At 40.5% G+C, this 18,324-nt stretch carries 18 protein-coding genes and 1 riboswitch; of the genes, 12 read left to right on the top strand and 6 right to left on the bottom strand.

Going from position 1 to position 18,324, the window contains the following annotated elements:
• Nucleotides 1-54 precede the first annotated feature (54 nt).
• On the top strand, nucleotides 55-2,337 hold the full coding sequence (locus tag UN64_RS12275; protein WP_077363068.1) for an ATP-dependent DNA helicase: 2,283 nt from the start codon (nucleotides 55-57) through the stop codon (nucleotides 2,335-2,337).
• Nucleotides 2,338-2,557: 220 nt separating this feature from the next.
• On the opposite strand, the gene UN64_RS12270 is transcribed toward UN64_RS12275, so the two are convergent.
• The gene (locus UN64_RS12270) at nucleotides 2,558-3,214 is read right to left on the bottom strand and encodes a class I SAM-dependent methyltransferase (RefSeq protein WP_077363771.1); all 657 of its coding nucleotides are present in this window, start codon (nucleotides 3,212-3,214) and stop codon (nucleotides 2,558-2,560) included.
• Nucleotides 3,215-3,371: 157 nt separating this feature from the next.
• On the opposite strand from UN64_RS12270, the gene UN64_RS12265 reads away from it, so the two are divergent.
• Complete coding sequence (locus UN64_RS12265; RefSeq protein WP_077363066.1) at nucleotides 3,372-3,881, top strand: GNAT family N-acetyltransferase; 510 nt, start codon at nucleotides 3,372-3,374, stop codon at nucleotides 3,879-3,881.
• 212 nt (nucleotides 3,882-4,093) lie between these two features.
• Here the strand turns inward: UN64_RS12265 and UN64_RS12260 are convergent, their stop codons facing one another.
• A complete protein-coding gene (locus tag UN64_RS12260) occupies nucleotides 4,094-4,720 on the bottom strand; it encodes a class I SAM-dependent methyltransferase (RefSeq protein WP_077363064.1) in 627 nt (208 codons plus the stop codon).
• A 260-nt stretch (nucleotides 4,721-4,980) separates the two neighbouring features.
• Here UN64_RS12260 and UN64_RS12255 point away from each other — a divergent pair, with 260 nt between their 5' ends.
• Nucleotides 4,981-6,549: an AbgT family transporter gene (locus UN64_RS12255; RefSeq protein WP_077363062.1), complete on the top strand. Its 1,569-nt coding sequence runs from the start codon at nucleotides 4,981-4,983 to the stop codon at nucleotides 6,547-6,549.
• A 24-nt stretch (nucleotides 6,550-6,573) separates the two neighbouring features.
• Entirely contained in the window at nucleotides 6,574-7,776 is a 1,203-nt protein-coding gene (locus UN64_RS12250; RefSeq protein ID WP_281249425.1) for a M20 family metallopeptidase, read from the top strand.
• Between the two features lie 39 nt (nucleotides 7,777-7,815).
• Here UN64_RS12250 and UN64_RS12245 read toward each other — a convergent pair whose 3' ends face one another.
• Entirely contained in the window at nucleotides 7,816-8,181 is a 366-nt protein-coding gene (locus tag UN64_RS12245) for a hypothetical protein (protein ID WP_077363060.1), read from the bottom strand.
• Between the two features lie 417 nt (nucleotides 8,182-8,598).
• Here UN64_RS12245 and UN64_RS12240 point away from each other — a divergent pair, with 417 nt between their 5' ends.
• Complete coding sequence (locus UN64_RS12240; RefSeq protein WP_425590117.1) at nucleotides 8,599-10,035, top strand: FAD-binding oxidoreductase; 1,437 nt, start codon at nucleotides 8,599-8,601, stop codon at nucleotides 10,033-10,035.
• Nucleotides 10,032-10,604, top strand: a complete 573-nt coding sequence (locus UN64_RS12235; protein WP_077363058.1) for an MFS transporter — start codon at nucleotides 10,032-10,034, stop codon at nucleotides 10,602-10,604. The genes UN64_RS12240 and UN64_RS12235 overlap by 4 nt, the downstream gene beginning before the upstream one ends.
• A 385-nt stretch (nucleotides 10,605-10,989) precedes the next feature.
• Here UN64_RS12235 and UN64_RS12230 read toward each other — a convergent pair whose 3' ends face one another.
• Together UN64_RS12230 and UN64_RS12225 are read right to left on the bottom strand one after the other, a co-directional pair.
• Nucleotides 10,990-11,490, bottom strand: a complete 501-nt coding sequence (locus UN64_RS12230; RefSeq protein WP_077363056.1) for a hypothetical protein — start codon at nucleotides 11,488-11,490, stop codon at nucleotides 10,990-10,992.
• 21 nt (nucleotides 11,491-11,511) lie between these two features.
• The gene (locus UN64_RS12225; RefSeq protein ID WP_077363054.1) at nucleotides 11,512-11,748 is read right to left on the bottom strand and encodes a transporter suffix domain-containing protein; all 237 of its coding nucleotides are present in this window, start codon (nucleotides 11,746-11,748) and stop codon (nucleotides 11,512-11,514) included.
• Nucleotides 11,749-11,961: 213 nt separating this feature from the next.
• On the opposite strand from UN64_RS12225, the gene UN64_RS12220 reads away from it, so the two are divergent.
• The 5 genes from UN64_RS12220 (at nucleotide 11,962) to UN64_RS12200 (ending at nucleotide 15,671) form a co-directional block, all read left to right on the top strand.
• A complete protein-coding gene (locus UN64_RS12220; RefSeq protein WP_171978887.1) occupies nucleotides 11,962-12,468 on the top strand; it encodes an NUDIX hydrolase in 507 nt (168 codons plus the stop codon).
• Nucleotides 12,469-12,870, top strand: coding sequence for an HIT family protein (locus UN64_RS12215; RefSeq protein WP_077363050.1), 402 nt, complete (start codon nucleotides 12,469-12,471; stop codon nucleotides 12,868-12,870).
• A gap of 56 nt (nucleotides 12,871-12,926) precedes the next feature.
• Entirely contained in the window at nucleotides 12,927-13,772 is an 846-nt protein-coding gene (locus tag UN64_RS12210; RefSeq protein WP_077363048.1) for an aldo/keto reductase, read from the top strand.
• Between the two features lie 166 nt (nucleotides 13,773-13,938).
• Nucleotides 13,939-14,601, top strand: a complete 663-nt coding sequence (locus UN64_RS12205) for a type 1 glutamine amidotransferase domain-containing protein (protein ID WP_077363046.1) — start codon at nucleotides 13,939-13,941, stop codon at nucleotides 14,599-14,601.
• A 260-nt stretch (nucleotides 14,602-14,861) separates the two neighbouring features.
• Nucleotides 14,862-15,671 (top strand): alpha/beta fold hydrolase, encoded by an 810-nt coding sequence (locus UN64_RS12200; protein ID WP_077363044.1) that lies wholly within the window; start codon nucleotides 14,862-14,864, stop codon nucleotides 15,669-15,671.
• 7 nt (nucleotides 15,672-15,678) lie between these two features.
• Here UN64_RS12200 and UN64_RS12195 read toward each other — a convergent pair whose 3' ends face one another.
• Nucleotides 15,679-16,380 (bottom strand): DUF421 domain-containing protein, encoded by a 702-nt coding sequence (locus UN64_RS12195; protein ID WP_077363764.1) that lies wholly within the window; start codon nucleotides 16,378-16,380, stop codon nucleotides 15,679-15,681.
• A gap of 144 nt (nucleotides 16,381-16,524) precedes the next feature.
• A riboswitch (SAM riboswitch) is annotated at nucleotides 16,525-16,637 on the top strand.
• A 234-nt stretch (nucleotides 16,638-16,871) separates the two neighbouring features.
• Between UN64_RS12195 and sfnG the strand changes: the two genes are divergently transcribed.
• Entirely contained in the window at nucleotides 16,872-17,960 is a 1,089-nt protein-coding gene (sfnG, locus tag UN64_RS12190; RefSeq protein WP_077363042.1) for a dimethylsulfone monooxygenase SfnG, read from the top strand.
• The last annotated feature ends 364 nt before the right edge of the window (nucleotides 17,961-18,324 follow it).

Genomic DNA, 18,324 nt, shown 5'->3' with positions numbered 1-18,324 from the left:
TCTTTGTGTTACTATTAAACTACAAATTATTGATTGGAATCGGTAGGTGAAGTCATGCCTCAATCTGTAAAAATTTCTGTTCGGACACTTGTAGAATATGTATTCCGTTCAGGTAGCATTGAATCAGGATTTAAAACTACATCCTCATTGATAGAGGGAACGAAAGCTCATCAAACGATACAAAAAACATATGGGGAAGCAGATGCTGCGGAAGTATTCTTGCAGATGAGCTATACATATGAAGATATCGATTACGTGGTGGAAGGCCGCTGTGACGGTCTTTTGCTGGAAGAAGATCTTGTAACGATTGATGAGATCAAATCAACTGCAAAACAGTTAGATGATATAAAGAAAGAGTCTTATCCCGTCCACTGGGCTCAGGCAAAGTGCTACGCCTATATGTACTTAAAGAAAGAAGAAAAAGACGAAGTAAAGGTACAGCTCACATACGTACAGGTGGAGTCAGGTGAACAAAAAAGATTTCAGGAAACCTGTACCTTAGCAGAACTAGAGGAGTTCATGCTTCATCTCGTAAAAAGTTATGCTCCTTATGCGAAACTTCGATTAGCGAATCTGCAGCAGAGAAACGAGAGCATCCGAGAACTTCCATTTCCGTTTGATCATTATCGAAACGGACAACGGAATTTTGCAGGTGCCGTTTATAAAACGATTGCGGATAAAAAAACATTGTTTGCCAATGCGCCAACGGGGACTGGGAAAACGATCTCCACCCTTTTTCCAGCTGTTAAAGCAATAGGAGAGGAAAAGGCAGAAAAGATTTTTTATCTTACAGCAAAAACGCTGAACAGAAAGAATGCGGAAGAAGCCCTTCAGCTGATGAAAGAAAAAGGGTTGTTTTTTCAAAGTGTAACCATTACGGCGAAAGACAAGGTTTGTTTTAAAGAGGAGACGCGCTGCGATCCTTCGTATTGTGAATTTGCGGACGGGTATTTTGACCGAATCAACGGTGCGGTATTAGATATTTTAAAAAATGAAACCATAATGAATCGTGATGTCATCTCTCAATATGCCCAAAAACATAAAGTTTGTCCGTTTGAATTTTCGATTGATCTGGCATATGCGGCTGATGGTGTGATTTGTGATTATAACTACGTGTTCGATCCGCGTGTATCGTTTAAACGTTTGTTTGAAGAACAAAAGAAACGTACGGTGCTGCTCATGGATGAAGCGCATAATCTTGTAGATCGTGCGCGCAGTATGTATTCTGCAGAATTGCAGAAATCAGCATTCTTGCAGCTGTCCCGGGAATACAAAGGAAAGAACGAGAGGCTGTGGAGAACAGCTAAGGCAGTAAATGATGAAATGCTGAAATTGAAAAAAGAATATGGAGAGAAGCAGGTTGCCGTTCCTGATCTTCCTGAAGATTTTATCAGCTGTTTGGATGATTTTCTGGTGCAGGCAGAACAACTGCTCGCAAGCGGTGAAAGTGATGAAAAGTTGCTTGAGGCATTTTTTGCTGCGAATCAGATGGTGAAAATATCAGATTTTTATGATGAGCGGTTTGTTACATTTATTGATGTCTTTAAAAGTGAAGTGGAGGTTCGTTTGTTCTGTATGGATCCGTCACAGCTTCTTTTTCAAACCGGGAAAAAATATGGGTCCCGCATTTTCTTTTCTGCCACTCTTTCTCCACTAGCCTATTTTATGGAGATGCTTGGCGGCGGAGAAGAAGACTATGTGATTCGCATGCCGTCCCCTTATGAGAAGGAACAGCTGGACGTTTTTATCCAGCCTCTTTCTACTCGTTTCAGGGATAGAGAAACGACAATTGAACCGATAAAGGAAATGATTATCGATCTTGTGGATAAGCGGCCGGGGAATTACCTCGTCTTTTTCCCGTCCTATCGCTATATGACTGATGTGGTAGATCGGCTTTTGGAAGAAGATCCAGCATTTCAACCTATTGTTCAGCACCCTGCTATGTCAGAGGAGGAGCGTGAGAAATTCCTGGCTAACTTTGATACGGCTGGGGAGCAATCGCTCGTTGGGTTTGCTGTCATGGGCGGTATTTTTTCAGAAGGAATCGACTTAAAAGGAGACCGCTTAACAGGAGCAGTAATAATCGGAGTCGGATTGCCTCAATTAGGATTGGAGCGCGATACGATGAAGGATTATTTTCAAAACGCAGGGAAGAATGGCTATGATTTTGCATACGTTTACCCGGGCATGAACAAAGTGCTGCAAGCGGGTGGCAGGGTGATCAGGTCGGAAGAGGACCGTGGCACCCTTGTCCTCGTAGATGATCGGTTTTTAAACCGCAAATATGTGGAGATGCTGCCGGAAGAATGGCGGGATTTTGTTGTGCTGAAGGGATAGTGTTTTGGGGCGAATTTGTCGAATGTTTTTGAAGGCTCAAAAAAAAATTTGAAGGACTATAAATTTTTTTGTAGGCTCATAAATCTCTTCAAAGGCTCATAAATGAAATTATACTTATTGTAAGGTAGCTTGGCACCGTATTATTTATTTTTTGTTTTGGAAAAACAAAAAATTAGGGGCTGCCAAAAGTAAGTTTGCTTACTTTTGGAACAGCCCCTTTTTACTTTTTATATAAGCCAGCCCATAAAAATGGCAAACCAAACGTGTCTGCGGGTTGTTTCACTTCTTTCATTTTACGAAGTTCGAGCTCTTCAAAATGTGAAAATACCTCACGCATCTTTTCGAATGTATAACCGAGGCCGCCTTTCATCGTCCGCTCTCTATAAATTTCTTCATCTGGTAAATCAAGTCCCATTCCTTCTGCATCAAAACACGTTATCGCAAAATGCCCGCCGGCTTTTAAACAATTGTTTAATAGATGAAGATAGCTCACTCTTCTGTGAGGAGGGACATGATGAAAACAGCCAGAATCATAGATTAGATCGTATTCATCCAGAGGGATATCAAGTTTAAAAATATTGCCTTGAATGAAGTTAACATGAACGCCTTTTTCATCCGCTCGTTCACGTGCCCATCGAAGCCCTTCGCTCGAAAGATCAACAGCATCCACCTCAAACCCTTGTCCTCCTAGATAGATAGCGTTTCGCCCAGGTCCGCATCCTAGCTCAAGAACTCGCCCACGCTTAATAATGCCTTTTTCAATATAGTCCACTAGATTCTCGTCCGGTGCGTCAATAAAAAATGGAATCTTTTTATTTCGATCTTCATAAAAAGAATTCCAGAATGCATCTTCATCACGTAAAAGCGAGTCCAGCATGTCATAAACATGTTCATTTTTAGTAATCAATTTTGTCAAAAAATCGTCCGCCTTTCATAGGTAAAATAGGCATTTGACTGACTGAGATGTATATCTCTATTTTACCAAAAAATAGTTTATAATTGGAGTTAGATGTGAATAAATAGAGGTGGAAATAATGAGAGAATTAGCGAGCCTTACATTGAAAAAAGCAGGAACTGAACATGTGGCAGGAATAGCTGAAGTTTGTTCACAAGGATGGAGAGCAACATATGGTTATTTGGAAGATGACGCGTATGTAGAGCAGGTTATTGAAGACTATTATAACCACGATAGGATCTTGAAAGAAGTCACGGAGTTCAGTGAACATTGGCATGGCTACTTTATTGCAGAAGAAGATGGTCAAGTAGTAGGTGCGATCGGGGGCGGAACATCGGGTAACCAAACAGGTGAAATCTACGTCTTTTATATGGATCCACATAAGCGAGGATTAGGAATCGGAAGTAAACTGTTGAGCTTTTATACGGATTATCAAAAAAGTCTAGGGATTAAAGAACAATGGGTTTCAGCTCAAAAGGGTAATATGAAAGGGATTCCTTTTTATGAAGCGAAGGGATTTGTAAAACAATCCGAAAAGGTAAGTAAACGATCTGGTCACATTTCATTCCAATATATGAGAAAAATCTAAGCAAAGCCCCTTAAAACAAGAGGGGCTTTGCTGCTTTTGCAGCGAGAATTGAAAACTCGTGGAATTATTGATGAAACTCGCGGGAATATCATCAAAACTCGCAGAATTATCGCCAAAACTTCTGCAATAGCAGCGTTTGGACCCCAATAAAGAAGCTTGGCGGATGCCAAGCGACCTATCCATATTGAATTTTTCAGTGAATTCACTCTGATCTATTTATCAACATGTTTTTTACGCAGCAATAAAGATTGAAAGTCCATGCTCCCGCCTGCTTCAGGAACGACATGAAAGTTCAGCACTTCGAATAATGGCGATACTACGTCTTGAATATCTTCGTTTGTATAAAAAGAAAAGAATCTTTTTGGGATATAGGTGTCGTCTTCCCAAACGCCTTCTGAATCTTTACCGCCGTATACCCCCATATAAAACACCCCATTTTCTTTAAGCACTGTATGAATGTTTTTGAGAACAGCAGGCAGACTCACTTTTGGAACGTGAAGCAGTGTATTCATCGCCCATACAGCATCAAAGGATTCAGCATCAAAATCGAGTGTATAATAATCCATCACTTCTGCTTTTAATCCTTTCATACGGCATGTTTCGACCATGCTTGGAGAAAGATCGATACACGTTACATCAAAGCCATGATCCAGCAAATATTTACCGTGCTGTCCAGTACCTGCTCCGATATCTAGAACTGTACGAAATTCCTCATTGTGAAGGGCATCCATATAAGATTTCAGCTCAACAATTTTCCATTCTCCTATATCGCCTTTGTCTCTTGAATCAGCTTTTTCGTTATAGCTTGCTTTCAGACTTTCTTTTAACAAAAGATCCATGAAGTTCGCTCCTTAAAAAAGATATGTTCGAAAAGCAAAATGATAGATTCATTATAGCGAAAGATGTCAGACTGGTAAATTTTAAAATGAAAGAAAATTCTGCAAAGGAAAGCCCTTACATTCGCCTTAGCCCCTGACAGCAGTGGAAGGTAGTAAGAAAGTTGTGTTCTTAATTTCCTCCTTGAAAGCATATCGAACAGTCTGTAGAATGTTAAGAAATTCAATTTTCTGAATAATCATAACAAAAAGGGAGGATCATCATGGCACGTTCAGCAATCAAAGCAGTACCAACACCAAAACCGCCAGAGCCAGATCAAAAACCAAAGAACGTCTTTAACAGGCTATTGGACTGGGTAGAGAAAAACGGAAATAAGCTACCGGATGTTCTTACTTTATTTGTGATTATTACAGCACTTATTCTTATTGGATCACTTATAGCTGGAGTATCAGGCTGGAGTGCAGTGAATCCTGCCAACAACGAAAGAATTACAGCTGTGAATCTATTAAACGAAGAGGGCATTAAAAGGATGCTGACAGAACTGGTCAGCAACTTTGTGAATTTCCCTCCTCTAGGACTAGTCCTCGTTGTCATGCTTGGCGTGGGACTAGCTGAATCAACAGGTCTGATCTCAGCATTTATGCGCAGAGTCGTTCTAGCCTCACCAAAAGCACTTATCTTGCCGATTATTATATTTATTGGAATCGTCGGAAACGCTGCTGCCGATGCCGCATTAATTGTACTGCCGCCTGTAGCAGCGATGGTGTTCTTAACACTCGGACGTCATCCGATCGCAGGGCTAGCAGCAGCATATGCTGCTGTGGCGGGAGGATTCAGTGCCAACATCATCATCAGTATGCTCGATGTCATGCTTGCTGGTTTCACAGAATCAGCAGCACATCTTCAAGATAAAGAGTATACAGCGAATCCAGCAATGAATTATTACTTCATGCTAGCTTCCACATTTGTTCTTTTGCCTGTAGCCGTTTGGGTTACAACTAAAATTGTAGAGCCGAGACTTGGTGAGTACCATGCACCCGAAGATCTTGAGGTAAAAAAACAGGCTCTTTCTTCAGAAGAAAAAAGAGGCTTAAAGTGGGCCACTATTTCTCTTCTCGTTTACACAGGTATCATACTTCTTGTTACGGTTCCTGAAGGAGCAATGCTTCGTCATCCGAAAACAGGCGAGCTTATCGACTCACCATTTATGGATTCACTCGTACCCATTATGCTTCTATTCTTTTTAATTCCAGCAATGGCTTATGGGTTTGGCTCTAGGACGTTAAAGAACGACAAAGATGTTGCCGAACATTTAACGAAAGCGATGAGCGGAATGGGGTACTATATCGTTCTTGCCTTTATCGCGGCTCAGATGATTGCTTATTTTAGCTGGAGCAACTTAGGATCGATCATTGCTATAACTGGCGCTGACTTTTTAAAGGAATCAGGATTTACGGGCCTGCCGCTATTGTTAGCATTCATTTTATTCACAGCACTCGTGAACTTGCTCATTGCTAGCTCATCAGCTAAGTGGGCGATTCTAGGTCCAGTTTTTGTACCGATGTTTATGGCGTTAGATTACAGTCCGGCCTTTACACAGATGGCGTATAGAATTGGTGATTCGATTACAAATACGATCACGCCTATGCTTGCATATTTTGCGATTCTGCTTTCTTTCGCTAAAAAGTTCGACAAGAACATGGGAATGGGGACACTCATTTCGTCCTTGCTTCCGTACACGATCGCCTACACGATTTTCTGGTGTATCTTATTTGCTATTTGGTATGTGCTAGGGCTTCCATTAGGTCCTGGCGAATATATAAAAATGTAGATTATATAGAAGGAGTGAGCGGGTTTGGAAAAATTATTCAGCCGGTTGGCAAACTATCAAGATGAAATGGTGGAGATCCGCAGACATCTTCATCAAAATCCAGAGCTGTCTTTTGAAGAAGTGGAAACACCAGCTTTTATTGCGGCTTATCATGAAAAATTAGGATTAGACGTTCGAACAGGAGTAGGCGGAAGAGGTGTAGTAGCTACATTAAGAGGCGGAAAACCTGGCAAAACAGTCGCACTGCGGGCTGATTTTGACGCACTCCCTATTCAAGAAGAAAACGATTTTCATTACAAATCGAATGTTCCAGGAGTGATGCATGCTTGCGGGCATGATGGCCATACAGCTACACTTCTTGTCTTGGCAAAAGTATTAAATGAAATGAAAGATGAGCTTGAAGGAAATGTTGTATTTATCCATCAGCACGCCGAAGAATTAGCACCAGGCGGAGCGATCGTCATGATCGAGGACGGCTGCTTGGACGGAGTTGACGTTATTTACGGAACACACCTTTGGGCAACAATGCCAACTGGAACGATTGGATACAGAACAGGTCCAGTGATGGCAGCTGCCGACTCTTTTACAATAAAAGTTCAGGGGAAGGGCGGACACGGCGCTCAGCCTCATAAGACGAAAGACAGCATCGTGATCGGAGCGCAGCTTGTTTCAAATCTGCAGCAAATTGTAAGCCGCCGAGTGAATCCGCTGGATGCCGCTGTTGTATCTGTTGGTGCGTTTGAAGCGAAAAATGCCTTTAACGTAATCGCCGATTCAGCGAAACTAACTGGGACAGTTCGAACGTTTAAAGAAGAGGTGCGTGTTGGGATCGAACAGGAGATCGACCGCATTGCAAAAGGATCCTGTTTAGCAGCGGATGCTTCCTATGAATATGTATTTAAACGAGGTTACCCAGCAGTTGTGAATCATAAAGAAGATACAGAGTTTGTAGTCGAAGTCGCGAAAAAGGTGCCAGGTGTACTCGAGCTCGAGGAGATCGAACCGCAGATGGGCGGGGAAGATTACGCGTATTATTTAGAAAAAGTACCTGGAACATTCTTCTTTACAGGTGCAGAAGATACAGCTTGGGATGAGACATATCCGCATCATCATCCGAAATTTAAAATCAACGAAGATGCGTTATTGGTTGCTGCTAATCTATTAGGAGCTGCAACACTAACGTATTTGAAGCAAAATGCAGCTGAAAAAGTTGGGTTAGCCAAATAAAATGTTAAAAAGCCCCAGTTGAGGGGCTTTTTTTAAGGATTACTCCCAGCAGCTGTCAGTATTATTTTCCTTACATTTTTTAGACTTCTTGCAAGACTTCTTGCAAGACTTCTTGGTTTTTTTGTTTGCACGAAGTGCTTCTGCAGCTTCTTCTACTCGTTCAACTGCTGTCCGAGCTAAAATTTCACGAATTGCATCTTCAATAGAAGGTATACCAGCTCCGTTAGCAGCAGCTGCTGCAACTGGAGTAGACGCACCATCAGTAAGTTTTTTACGAAGTTTCTTTCCACCATCTCCTGCAGCAGCACTTGCACCTTTACCATTAGGAGACTCAGAACAACGACCGCCTTTTCCGCCTGTGCCGTTTGGAGACTCTTCGCTCCGCTTTTTTCCTTTTTTACTCATTTAGTATCACCCCCACTATTACTATATGAATAGGGGATATGAGTGCTTGTACATATCACCATTTTTTGAATTTTTTCGAGATAACTCTAGTAAAATGATGATTCCCCTACGTTAGTTAAGAGAGATTAAGTGAAAATGCAAAAGCATGAAGCATCTTGAGCGAAAACAGCAGTTGTTTGAGCGTAGCTTGAAAATCTTTAGCGAAACTTGAGTAAGTTTGAGCGCAAGTGATATCATGCTGAGCGTAAATTGGGATTTCTGAGCGAACGTGTAATAATTATTAGAACACGTACCGTGAAGTGATCAGATTATATGACCTCAATCTTAAAAAAGGAAAAAAATTCTTGCTGGAAGAAGAGAAACCTTTTATAATTAAAGTGTAAATTTACACTTTATTTTGAAGGAGCGGTGTAATTGTTGAAAATAAAATGGCTTTTACTTTGCTTAATCATCTATGTAACTGCCTTTTACTTTAGTTTGCACGTTTACTCTCGTCAAAGTGTGACCATAACTGCAGAAGATGCAGGGAGATTACTGCCGGTTAGAATGAAATATTTTCGAGGTGTACATTCAACTAAAGAAATTCAACAATGGGTAAAAGAGGCACACGAAACCGGGGAAACAATATCAATTGCTGGTATGCAGCACAGTCAGGGCGGTCATACATTGTATCCAAATGGGACTCTGCTGAACATGACTGGCTACAGCAAAATTTTAAAGTTTAATCCTCAAGAAAAGAAGATCACGGTGCAATCTGGTGTGACATGGGCTGACATTCAAGAAAAGATAAATTCTTATGGTCTCTCAGTTAAAGTGATGCAATCACAAAATATTTTTACGGTTGGCGGATCGTTAAGCGTTAACGTTCACGGCCGTGATATTCGATATGGTTCCTTAATTGATTCAGTAGATTCTTTTAGACTATTAACACCAGATGGGAAGATTATAAATGTGAGCCGGAAAGAGAATAGCGAATTGTTTCCCTTCGTAATAGGCGGATATGGTTTGTTTGGCGTCATACTGGATGTAACGCTTGAACTTGCAGATGATGAGCTTTATCAGCATCGATCTGCTGAAATGGATTACAGAGATTATGAAAACTATTTTAAAGAAAAAGTGAAACAAGATGATTCCGTGAAGATGCACCTTGCACGGATTTCTGTAGCATCTGAAACTTTTCTTAAAGAGATGTATGTTACGGACTATGTTCTGGCTGATCAACAAAATATTAAAGAAAATTATACAGAATTAAAAGAAGAACAAATGATTGCGCTGCCTAAGTTTATGCTAGGTGTATCTCGATACAGTGACTGGGGTAAGGACCTTTTATGGAAGACGCAAAAGGAGTACTTTATTAAAAATGACGGTAAATATGAGACACGCAACAATGTAATGCGGTCAGACAGTGAATTTATGGAGTATGAGAATCCTAATCGGACAGAAGTGCTGCAAGAATACTTTGTACCTGTTGATCAATTTGCTGAGTATATCAATGACTTAAGAGCAGTTTTAGAAAAAGAAGAACTAAACTTACTAAACATAACAATAAGATATGTAGGACATGACGAAGATGCTGTCCTCTCTTATGCAAAGAATGACATGTTTGCTCTCGTTATGCTGATCAATCAAGGCCGTTCAGAACAGGACATCCAAGCCACAGAGAAAGTCTTGCAAAAATTAATTGATGTGACTTTGGATCACGATGGAAGCTTTTATTTACCGTATTATTCGTATCCATCAGATAAACAGCTTAAAAGAGCCTATCCTCGCATCGAGGAATTCTTCGAAAAGAAAAGAGAATTCGATCCTGAAGAACGCTTTAAAAATCTTTTTTATGAGAGGTATGGACAATGAACTATCGAACATTTGTAGCATCGCAGAGTATTTTAATGACGGCCAGCTCAATGGTGTTCCCTTTTTACCTGCTCCTCATTAGAAATATAGGTGACAGCTACTCACAATTCGGATTGGCGTATGGACTCTTTGCGCTCACAGCAGCACTGACTCATCCTATAATCGGAAGACTATCAGATAAAATAGGGGACCGTTCTTTATTGCTGTTATATACGTGGGGAATGGCGGGAGTAATGATTATCGTTCCGCTCATTGAAACGATCTCAGCGCTTTATATTTTACAAATCATAATGGGTATTTTAGGAGCGGTACAGAAAACCACTGAAAAGACAGCACTTGCGAGACAAACTGCAGGACAACATACTGGACAGAAAATAGGAAACTACCATTTATGGACGAGTGTATGGGGAGCTGTTGCGGTGATGGCAACCGGGTATTTAATAGACTTCCTGACGATTGGAAGTCTATTTTATATCGCTTCCTTCTTATATATGATATCTGCTGTGATCTTAATGAGATCTGATTACATTTTGAAAGACCAAATGAAAGAAAAGCCCGTGCAGCCATAAGCTGACGGGTTTTATCTTTGTTGCTATTAGAAGGCGTTGATCTCCGCTCCAGGATGCTCGCTTTCCGCGGGGCGTGCGGTGAGCCTCCCTAGCGCTCTGCGCTATCAGGAGTCTCACCTGTCCCGCTGATCCCGCAGGAGTCTCGCACCTTGCGCTCCAATCAACTATTCAGCGATGTAAATAACAAAAACATCCAAAAGCAAATCTTCAGAAAACAGCCAAGAAAAACAAGCTAATGACTAAGCTCTGTAGGGCAAGCACAAATATTTTCTTCCCCGAGGGCTTAGATCCGCGATTGAGTATTCTGCTAAAAATGGTTTCAAAAGTAAGCACGATCAAAAAGGTATAAATAAAACCTAAAAGGATTTCCTCCATCGTTAGCTCCTTATTTCATAGAATCAGCAATGTTTAGCATATCTTCAGTTGTCCATGGATTGTTCGTTTGTGGAATAACATCCAATGTAATCTTGTAGGTCAGCTTCATATTTTGATCAGACCAGACTAATTCTCGTGTATCCACATGGTTCATTCTCATATCTGCTATGGAGCCATCTTTTAGTTTGAATGACAACGGTAAGTCAGGATTAATATTTTCAACTCTATTAAAATAGGTAGCAACAGATAAACGCGCATTGCTGTTTTTATGGTATACGACTTCTGCAAACCTTGGCTGAAATCCCGCATTCTTTTCAACTGTTGAGGAGATGGAATCAGGTATGAAGGGCAAATTGCTTGGAATTTTCACTTGTGATAATTCTTCGTCTGGAAGAGTGTGCAATTCTTTTTGAATGTCAGGGTGTTCTTTCATTAAACTTTCAAGTTCAGGTGAAGGTGATGAACAACCGAACAAAAACAGCAAAGCAGCGATTCCAGTCACCCTTCTCATATCTTTGCCTCCTAAAGAGTATTAAGAGGGATCATCCTCTTTTTCTTTCTTTCGCCTATATTTTTGAATGAATTTTTTTACGATATCCTTCCCTGCTAGAAGTGCACCGAGCCAGAAGAACACTTCTCCGCCAATAAACAATCCACTGACGATGCCTGTCTTGGCAGCAGCACTTAGTGATAAAAAGGGAATGATGGGAATAAAAATCCAAAGGACAAATGAGAGAATAATAAATATAATTCCAGTTTTCTTTTTCATTGTGAAAAACTCCTTTATTTATGTCTAGTTGATCATACGAAAATGTTTTCATAAAAGTTCCCACATATTCATTAACAGTATATGGCCGCCTGTTTTTTTCCACTAGAAGAAAAATAGTTAAATGGTCTAAGTTTCCAATATGATCATAGTTGTAAAAGTTTCCAAGTTTGGATAATGTTAAGAGGACACTGTTGTAAAAAGGTGGGGGACCGATTGAAGAAAGAACTAGTATATCAAAGCAGAGATAAAGAGATAGAAGTTTTTGAAGATGAGTTTGGCAAGATTACTTTAAAAGAAATGCCACACGAAGCAGCTGTTATGGTTGCTCTTGAAAATAATAATTTAATATTGATCAGTCAGTTTCGGCCTGCGGTAGATGAAATCATTATCCAGCTTCCTGGCGGTGGAATGAACCTTAATGAAAAACCTGAGAAGGCAGCGAAACGTGAGCTGCTTGAGGAAACGGGTATTGTTTGCGGAGAAGCTATGTATTTAGGCAGCATTCAGCCGAGTGCTTGCTACAGTAATTGCGTTACACATGTATATTTTACGAAAGACATTCTGGAATACAGATCTCAGAAGCTTGAGAAAAAGGAAGCTTCTATTCAAGCTTTTCATATTCCAGTAGAGCGTGCGTTCCGTAATATTGAACAAGGAATCTGGAAGGACAGCGAGATGGCTCATGGATTGCTGCTCGCTCGATTGAAGGGATTAATCTAAATGAGCTGTCTAGGATGCGGTTTAGCAAATGCAAAACTGCCTGTACATACCGTATATGAAGATGAACTTGTCCGTTGTTTCCTGGACATCGATCCTTTTAATGAAGGACATACATTAATATTGCCGAAAAGACACGTGAAGGAACTGACTGAATTAACGAACGAAGAAATACTTGGTGTTATGGATGCTGCAAAACTCATCTCTAAAAAGTTAAACACTTGTTTAAAACCGGATGGGATTACAATCAATCAAAATGGGGGAAAATTTAGTGATCTGACACATTTTCACATGCATGTTATCCCAAGGTATGAAAATGACGGATTTACGTGGAGTGAGTCAACGATCCAGGATGGTGCTCATAAGAAATTAGCTGAAACAGCGGGTAAACTTCTAGGAGTCTAATCTTTTTATATGTTAGATAAAATGTGCCACAATGATGACTAAGGAGGGATTCGTTTATGGTTACGAGTGTTCATGATCGTGCGGTATTACATAACGGTGTTCAGATGCCTTGGGTTGGCCTGGGAGTTTATAAAGCAGAAGATGGTGATGAAGTCATCCAGTCCATTAAATGGGCTCTTGATGCAGGGTACAGAAGCATCGACACAGCCAGTCTTTATAACAATGAACCAGGCGTCGGGCAGGCTATCGCCGAGTCAGATGTACCAAGAGAAGATCTTTTCATCACAACAAAGGTCTGGAACACAGATCAAGGCTATGACGAAACACTAGCGGCTTTTGATGCGAGTTTAGAAAGGCTAGGGCTGGAATATGTGGACCTTTACCTCATACACTGGCCTGTTCCTGGCAAGTATAAAGAAACATGGAAAGCTCTTGAGAAGATATATAACGATGGCCGAGCAAAGGCTATTGGGGTCAGTAACTTTAAGCAGCATCATCTTGAAGATCTAATCGCTGATGCAGAAATCAAGCCAATGGTGAACCAGGTGGAGTATCATCCACGTCTGACACAGGAAGATCTTTTAACATACTGCAAACAGCAAGGAATACAGCTTGAGGCTTGGCGTCCACTATTAAAAGGTGAAATTTTTAAAGAACCAACTTTGGTGGAGCTTGCCGAAAAGCACAATAAAACCGTTGCACAGATTATTTTAAGGTGGGATCTTCAAAATGGAGTTGTAACGATTCCAAAATCGGTAACACAGCACCGTATTGAAGAAAACATTGATATCTATGATTTTGAGCTGACGAATGAAGATATGACTCGAATCTCTGCACTTAATCAGGATAAACGAAACGGTGCAGATCCCGACGATCCTGAATTTTATAAGCAGTTTGAGTAATTGAAGATGCAGTCTTACCGTTGAGGAGGGGCTGCTTTTTTACATGATTAGAAAGTTTTGTGCCAGCTATATTTCTTTATTCTTATAAAAGAAGGTGGAACCATAGTTTTAAAAAAAGAAATACGGGAAAAATGATATACGTAGATGACAGAAAGGAAGTGCTAATATGTCAAAACGTGTATTGATTGTCGTAACAAATCACCAAAATATCGGAAGTAATAAAACAGGCCTGTGGCTTGAGGAGTTTGCAGTACCTTATAACGAATTTCGTGATAAAGGTTACGACATTACAGTAAAAAGTATTAAAGGCGGCAGTATTCCTTTAGATCCGAACAGTTTAGAAGGTGTCGAGCAAGATCAATATAAAGAGGCATTATCACTCTTAGAGGATACAGCTGAACTGAGTCCGGATGATGCTGTAAGCTATGACGCTATCTTCTTGCCAGGCGGCCATGGAACAGTCTTTGACTTCCCGAAAAGTGAAGCTCTAAAAGAAGTGGTAAGCCAGATGGCGCAGACAAATAAGGTAATCGGAAGTGTTTGTCACGGACCAGCAGGGCTTACAACAGCGACTCTGAAGGATGGGTCTTCAATCGTAAAAGGAAAGACCGTTACAGCCTTTACCGATGAAGAGGAAGAAGAAATGCAGCTGACAAAAGAAGTACCATTCTTGCTTGAAACAAAACTTCGAGAACTTGGTGCAGAATTTCAGCGTGCTGGCAAATGGGAAGATTTTGCCGTGACAGACGGAAATCTTGTTACCGGACAAAACCCGCAGTCCAGCAGAAGTGTTGCGCTTCGTATGATTGAAGTGCTTGATAAGAATTAACATATAAATTTTCGAAGCGGCCGGCTCTTGCTGGCCGTTTTTAAATATATTAAAAAGCCAGGAGTTTTAGCTGTTGTTTGTCGAAAATTCGATAAATATCTGTAAGTGTGGAATTAATAAAGATTACCACAGAATAATTCCTAATTACCCTGGATAAATCAGCAATTACCCTCTAATCATTTTTCGATGATTTGTGATATTCACCTATCGGGTAAAGTTGAGTATTTTATTAATGAAATTGGAAGTGTGGGGGAATGTTTGTGGGCTACTATATTCGTGTGGAGGAAAACGTCAAAATTTATGTGGAAGATGTTAATCCTGGGGGTGAAAAAACGATTCTTTTTATTCATGGATGGCCGGCAAATCATAAGCTGTTTGAGTATCAGTTTAATCAGCTGCCATCGATGGGTTTTAGATGCATCGGAATTGATCTTAGAGGATTCGGCAGGTCAGATAAATCTTATTCGGGCTATTCATATGATCGATTAGCAGATGATATCTTTGCCGTTGTACAAACATTAAAAATAACCGATTTCACGCTTGTTGGGCACTCAGTCGGAGGGGCGATTTCCATTAGGTATATGGCTAAACATGGAGGTTTTGGTGTTTCAAAACTTGCTTTGCTTGGAGCTGCTGCACCAAGTTTTACAAAGCGTCCGGATTTTCCGTTTGGTCAGACTGTTGAAGAGGTGAACACCTTGATCTCTGATACGTATAAAGATCGGCCGAAGATGCTTCAGGGATTCGGAGATATTTTTTTCTTTAAATATGTAACGGATCCATTTTCGGATTGGTTCTTTCAGTTAGGTTTAGAAGCTGCAGGATATTCGACTGCAGCAGTCTTAGGATCGCTGCGTGATGAGAGTCTATTTGCCGATCTTGGTAAAATTCAAGTCCCAACCCTGATTCTGCATGGTGTTCATGATCAGGTTTGTCCATATCCTTTAGCACTAGCGATGAATAAAGGAATACGAAATTCGAAGCTTGTCCCGTTAAATAACAGCGGGCATGGACTTTTTTGGGAAGAGTGGGAGAAAGTGAACAAAGAGCTTTCACAGTTCATAGGTTAAAAATTTATCATTTGTAATACATCACATGAAGATGTTCATGGTGATCGAGTGTTGCGAGCAGAATATCAGGTAATTTTGTGTTCTGTTTTTGAAGTTGTTCTAAAAGCCATGCCTCATTTTTTCCTGTTTCCGAAAGCTCTTGTTGATTGATTTTTCCTTCTTTAATAACCACCTGAGGATAATCAAAAGGCTTTGGAGGCAAGTTTAAATCTTTTTGAATAACAGTTTGGTATTGCGGCTGTAAAAATGAAGTAATGGTACCATTGGATTCAAACAATGCAAGTGCGACTTCTTGAATATCTATTACCCTATGTTTTCGCAGTTCAGAAAATAAAACGTCTATTGAAATCCTGGCTTTTTTTAAGTTTTTATATAAAATTTGACCATTCTTTACTAACGGAATAGGTGCTGGGTCTATTAACTTTCTCAGAGGGTGCCAATGCAGGCCGGTCATGGTTGTAGTCACATAAAGAATAACAAGAACGGACATTGTGATAAGGGAACCTTTAAGACCAAGATGCTGGTCAGACAGGGGATGGGCAATGATGTTTCCAAAGATAAGAGCCATAATAAAATCTAATAAACGCAGCTGCGAGAAAGATCGCTGTCCCATCAATTTTACAGCAAACAGCATAAAGAAAAAGGCAACGATTGCCCTTAAAATCCATTCGATCGCCAATAAATTCTCTTGCTCTTGATAAAAATCCAGCATACTAGCCACCCCGTTAATTTCTGATGTATTTAGTATGGTCGTAAAAAATGACATTTTAACCAGAAATAAATTATAAAAATAGTTTGACTATTCTTGCGGGTATGCTACAATCAATTTTAAATTAAAACTTAATCGAATTTCTTCTTATCCAGAGAGGTGGAGGGACTGACCCTATGAAGCCTCGGCAACCAGTACAAGTTGTGCACGGTGCCAATTTCAGAGGAAGCTTAAGATTTAAGCTCCGAAGATGAGAAGCAAGCGGGTACTTTTTCGTTATTCCACCCCTTCGCTCTTTTCTTTGAGTGAAGGGGTTTTATTATTTTAAGGAGGTGTAAAGCTTTAAAAAGGAGTGAAAGTATGGCAGTACTTTCACCCCGGGCTGCGATGATCACCCCTTGAGGAGGGCTTCAGAATCGCTTAAACATTTTACCATGTGAAGCGAAATGGCGTCCAATTCAAGGAATATAAACCTTGAGGAGGAAAAGAAAATGAGTGAGTTAAAATTTGCGTATTGGGTACCGAACGTTAGCGGAGGGTTAGTTGTATCTAAGCTTCCACAGGAAACAGACTGGACATTTGAAGCGAACAAACGCTATGCTCAAATCGCAGAGGATTCTGGATTCGATTTTGCACTTCTTCAGACGCGTTTCTTTGCAAGCTATGGTGCTGAATATCAGCTGGAGGCGGCAACACTTGCAGCAGCTTTGGCGAGTGTAACTAAAAAGATAAATCTTATCTCAGCTGTTCATCCGGGGCTTTGGCATCCAGGTGTATATGCGAAGATGATGGCAACACTCGATAATATCTCTGGCGGCCGGGCGGCGATCAACGTCGTGAGTGGGTGGTTTAAAGGGGAGTTTACCGGATATGGAGAACCTTGGTTGGAGCATGACGAGAGGTATCGCCGTTCTGAAGAATTTATTAAAGTTATAAGAAGTCTTTGGACAGAAGAAGAGACAACGTTCAAAGGTGATTTTTACAGAATAAATGGCGCTCCGCTGAAACCGAAACCTGTTCAAAAGCCGACACCGCCAATTTTCCAAGGCGGTAACTCAAAGGCTGCAAAAGAGATGGCAGCAAGAGTTTCGGATTGGTATTTCATGAACGGAAACACGACAGAAGGATTCAAGAATCAGATTGCAGAAGTGAAGGCTTTGGCAGAGAAAGAAGGCCGTACTTTGAAATATGCGGCAAACGGATTTGTGATTGTAAGAGATACAGAAGAAGAGGCTGTTCAAGTTCTGCGTGATATTGTTTCAAATGCTGACGTTGAAGCGGTTGAAGGATTTGGTGAAGCCGTAAAAGAAGCAGGGCAATCGTCTAAGGAAAAAGAGGGAATGTGGGCAAATTCTACATTCGAGGACCTCGTCCAGTATAATGATGGATTCAAAACAGGTCTGATCGGAACACCTGAACAAGTGGCAGACCGCATAATTGAGTTGAAGCAGCTGGGCGTTGACCTTGTTCTGACAGCGTTTTTACATTATGAAAATGATTTGAAAGACTTTGGAGAGAAAGTGATACCGCTTGTGAAAGAAAAAGAAGCTCGATTGAAGGAAGAGGGAGTGCTTGTTTGATTTTTTTAAATGAAAAACATGTGAAAAGTCGCCGTTTGTGGCGGCTTTTTTTATTGTAGGTAAAGGTCGCTGGGGGTGTATTTAAAGAGCTCCCGAATGTCGAAATTTCTATAAACTTATCTTTACGGTGAATATATGCAAAGTTACCGTGGATAAAATTCGGATTACCGTGGATAAATTTCAGATTACCGTGGATAAAACACAATGGGGTGCAAATTAGCAGTGAAATCAATACTTCTGATGAGAACTTGTCTGCTAAAACTGTTAAAAGTACTGCTCATAGGATTCATGTATATTCTCACTATTTTATATAAAAATACAGGGACTTTAGACCTGATTACCACTACCAGCCTTAAAAGTATAT

It is taken from the genome of Fictibacillus arsenicus (assembly GCF_001999465.1).
Classification (GTDB): Bacteria; Bacillota; Bacilli; order Bacillales; family Fictibacillaceae; genus Fictibacillus; species Fictibacillus arsenicus.
Note: the sequence above shows the minus strand (reverse complement) of the source record. Positions and strands in the feature narration are given on the sequence as shown.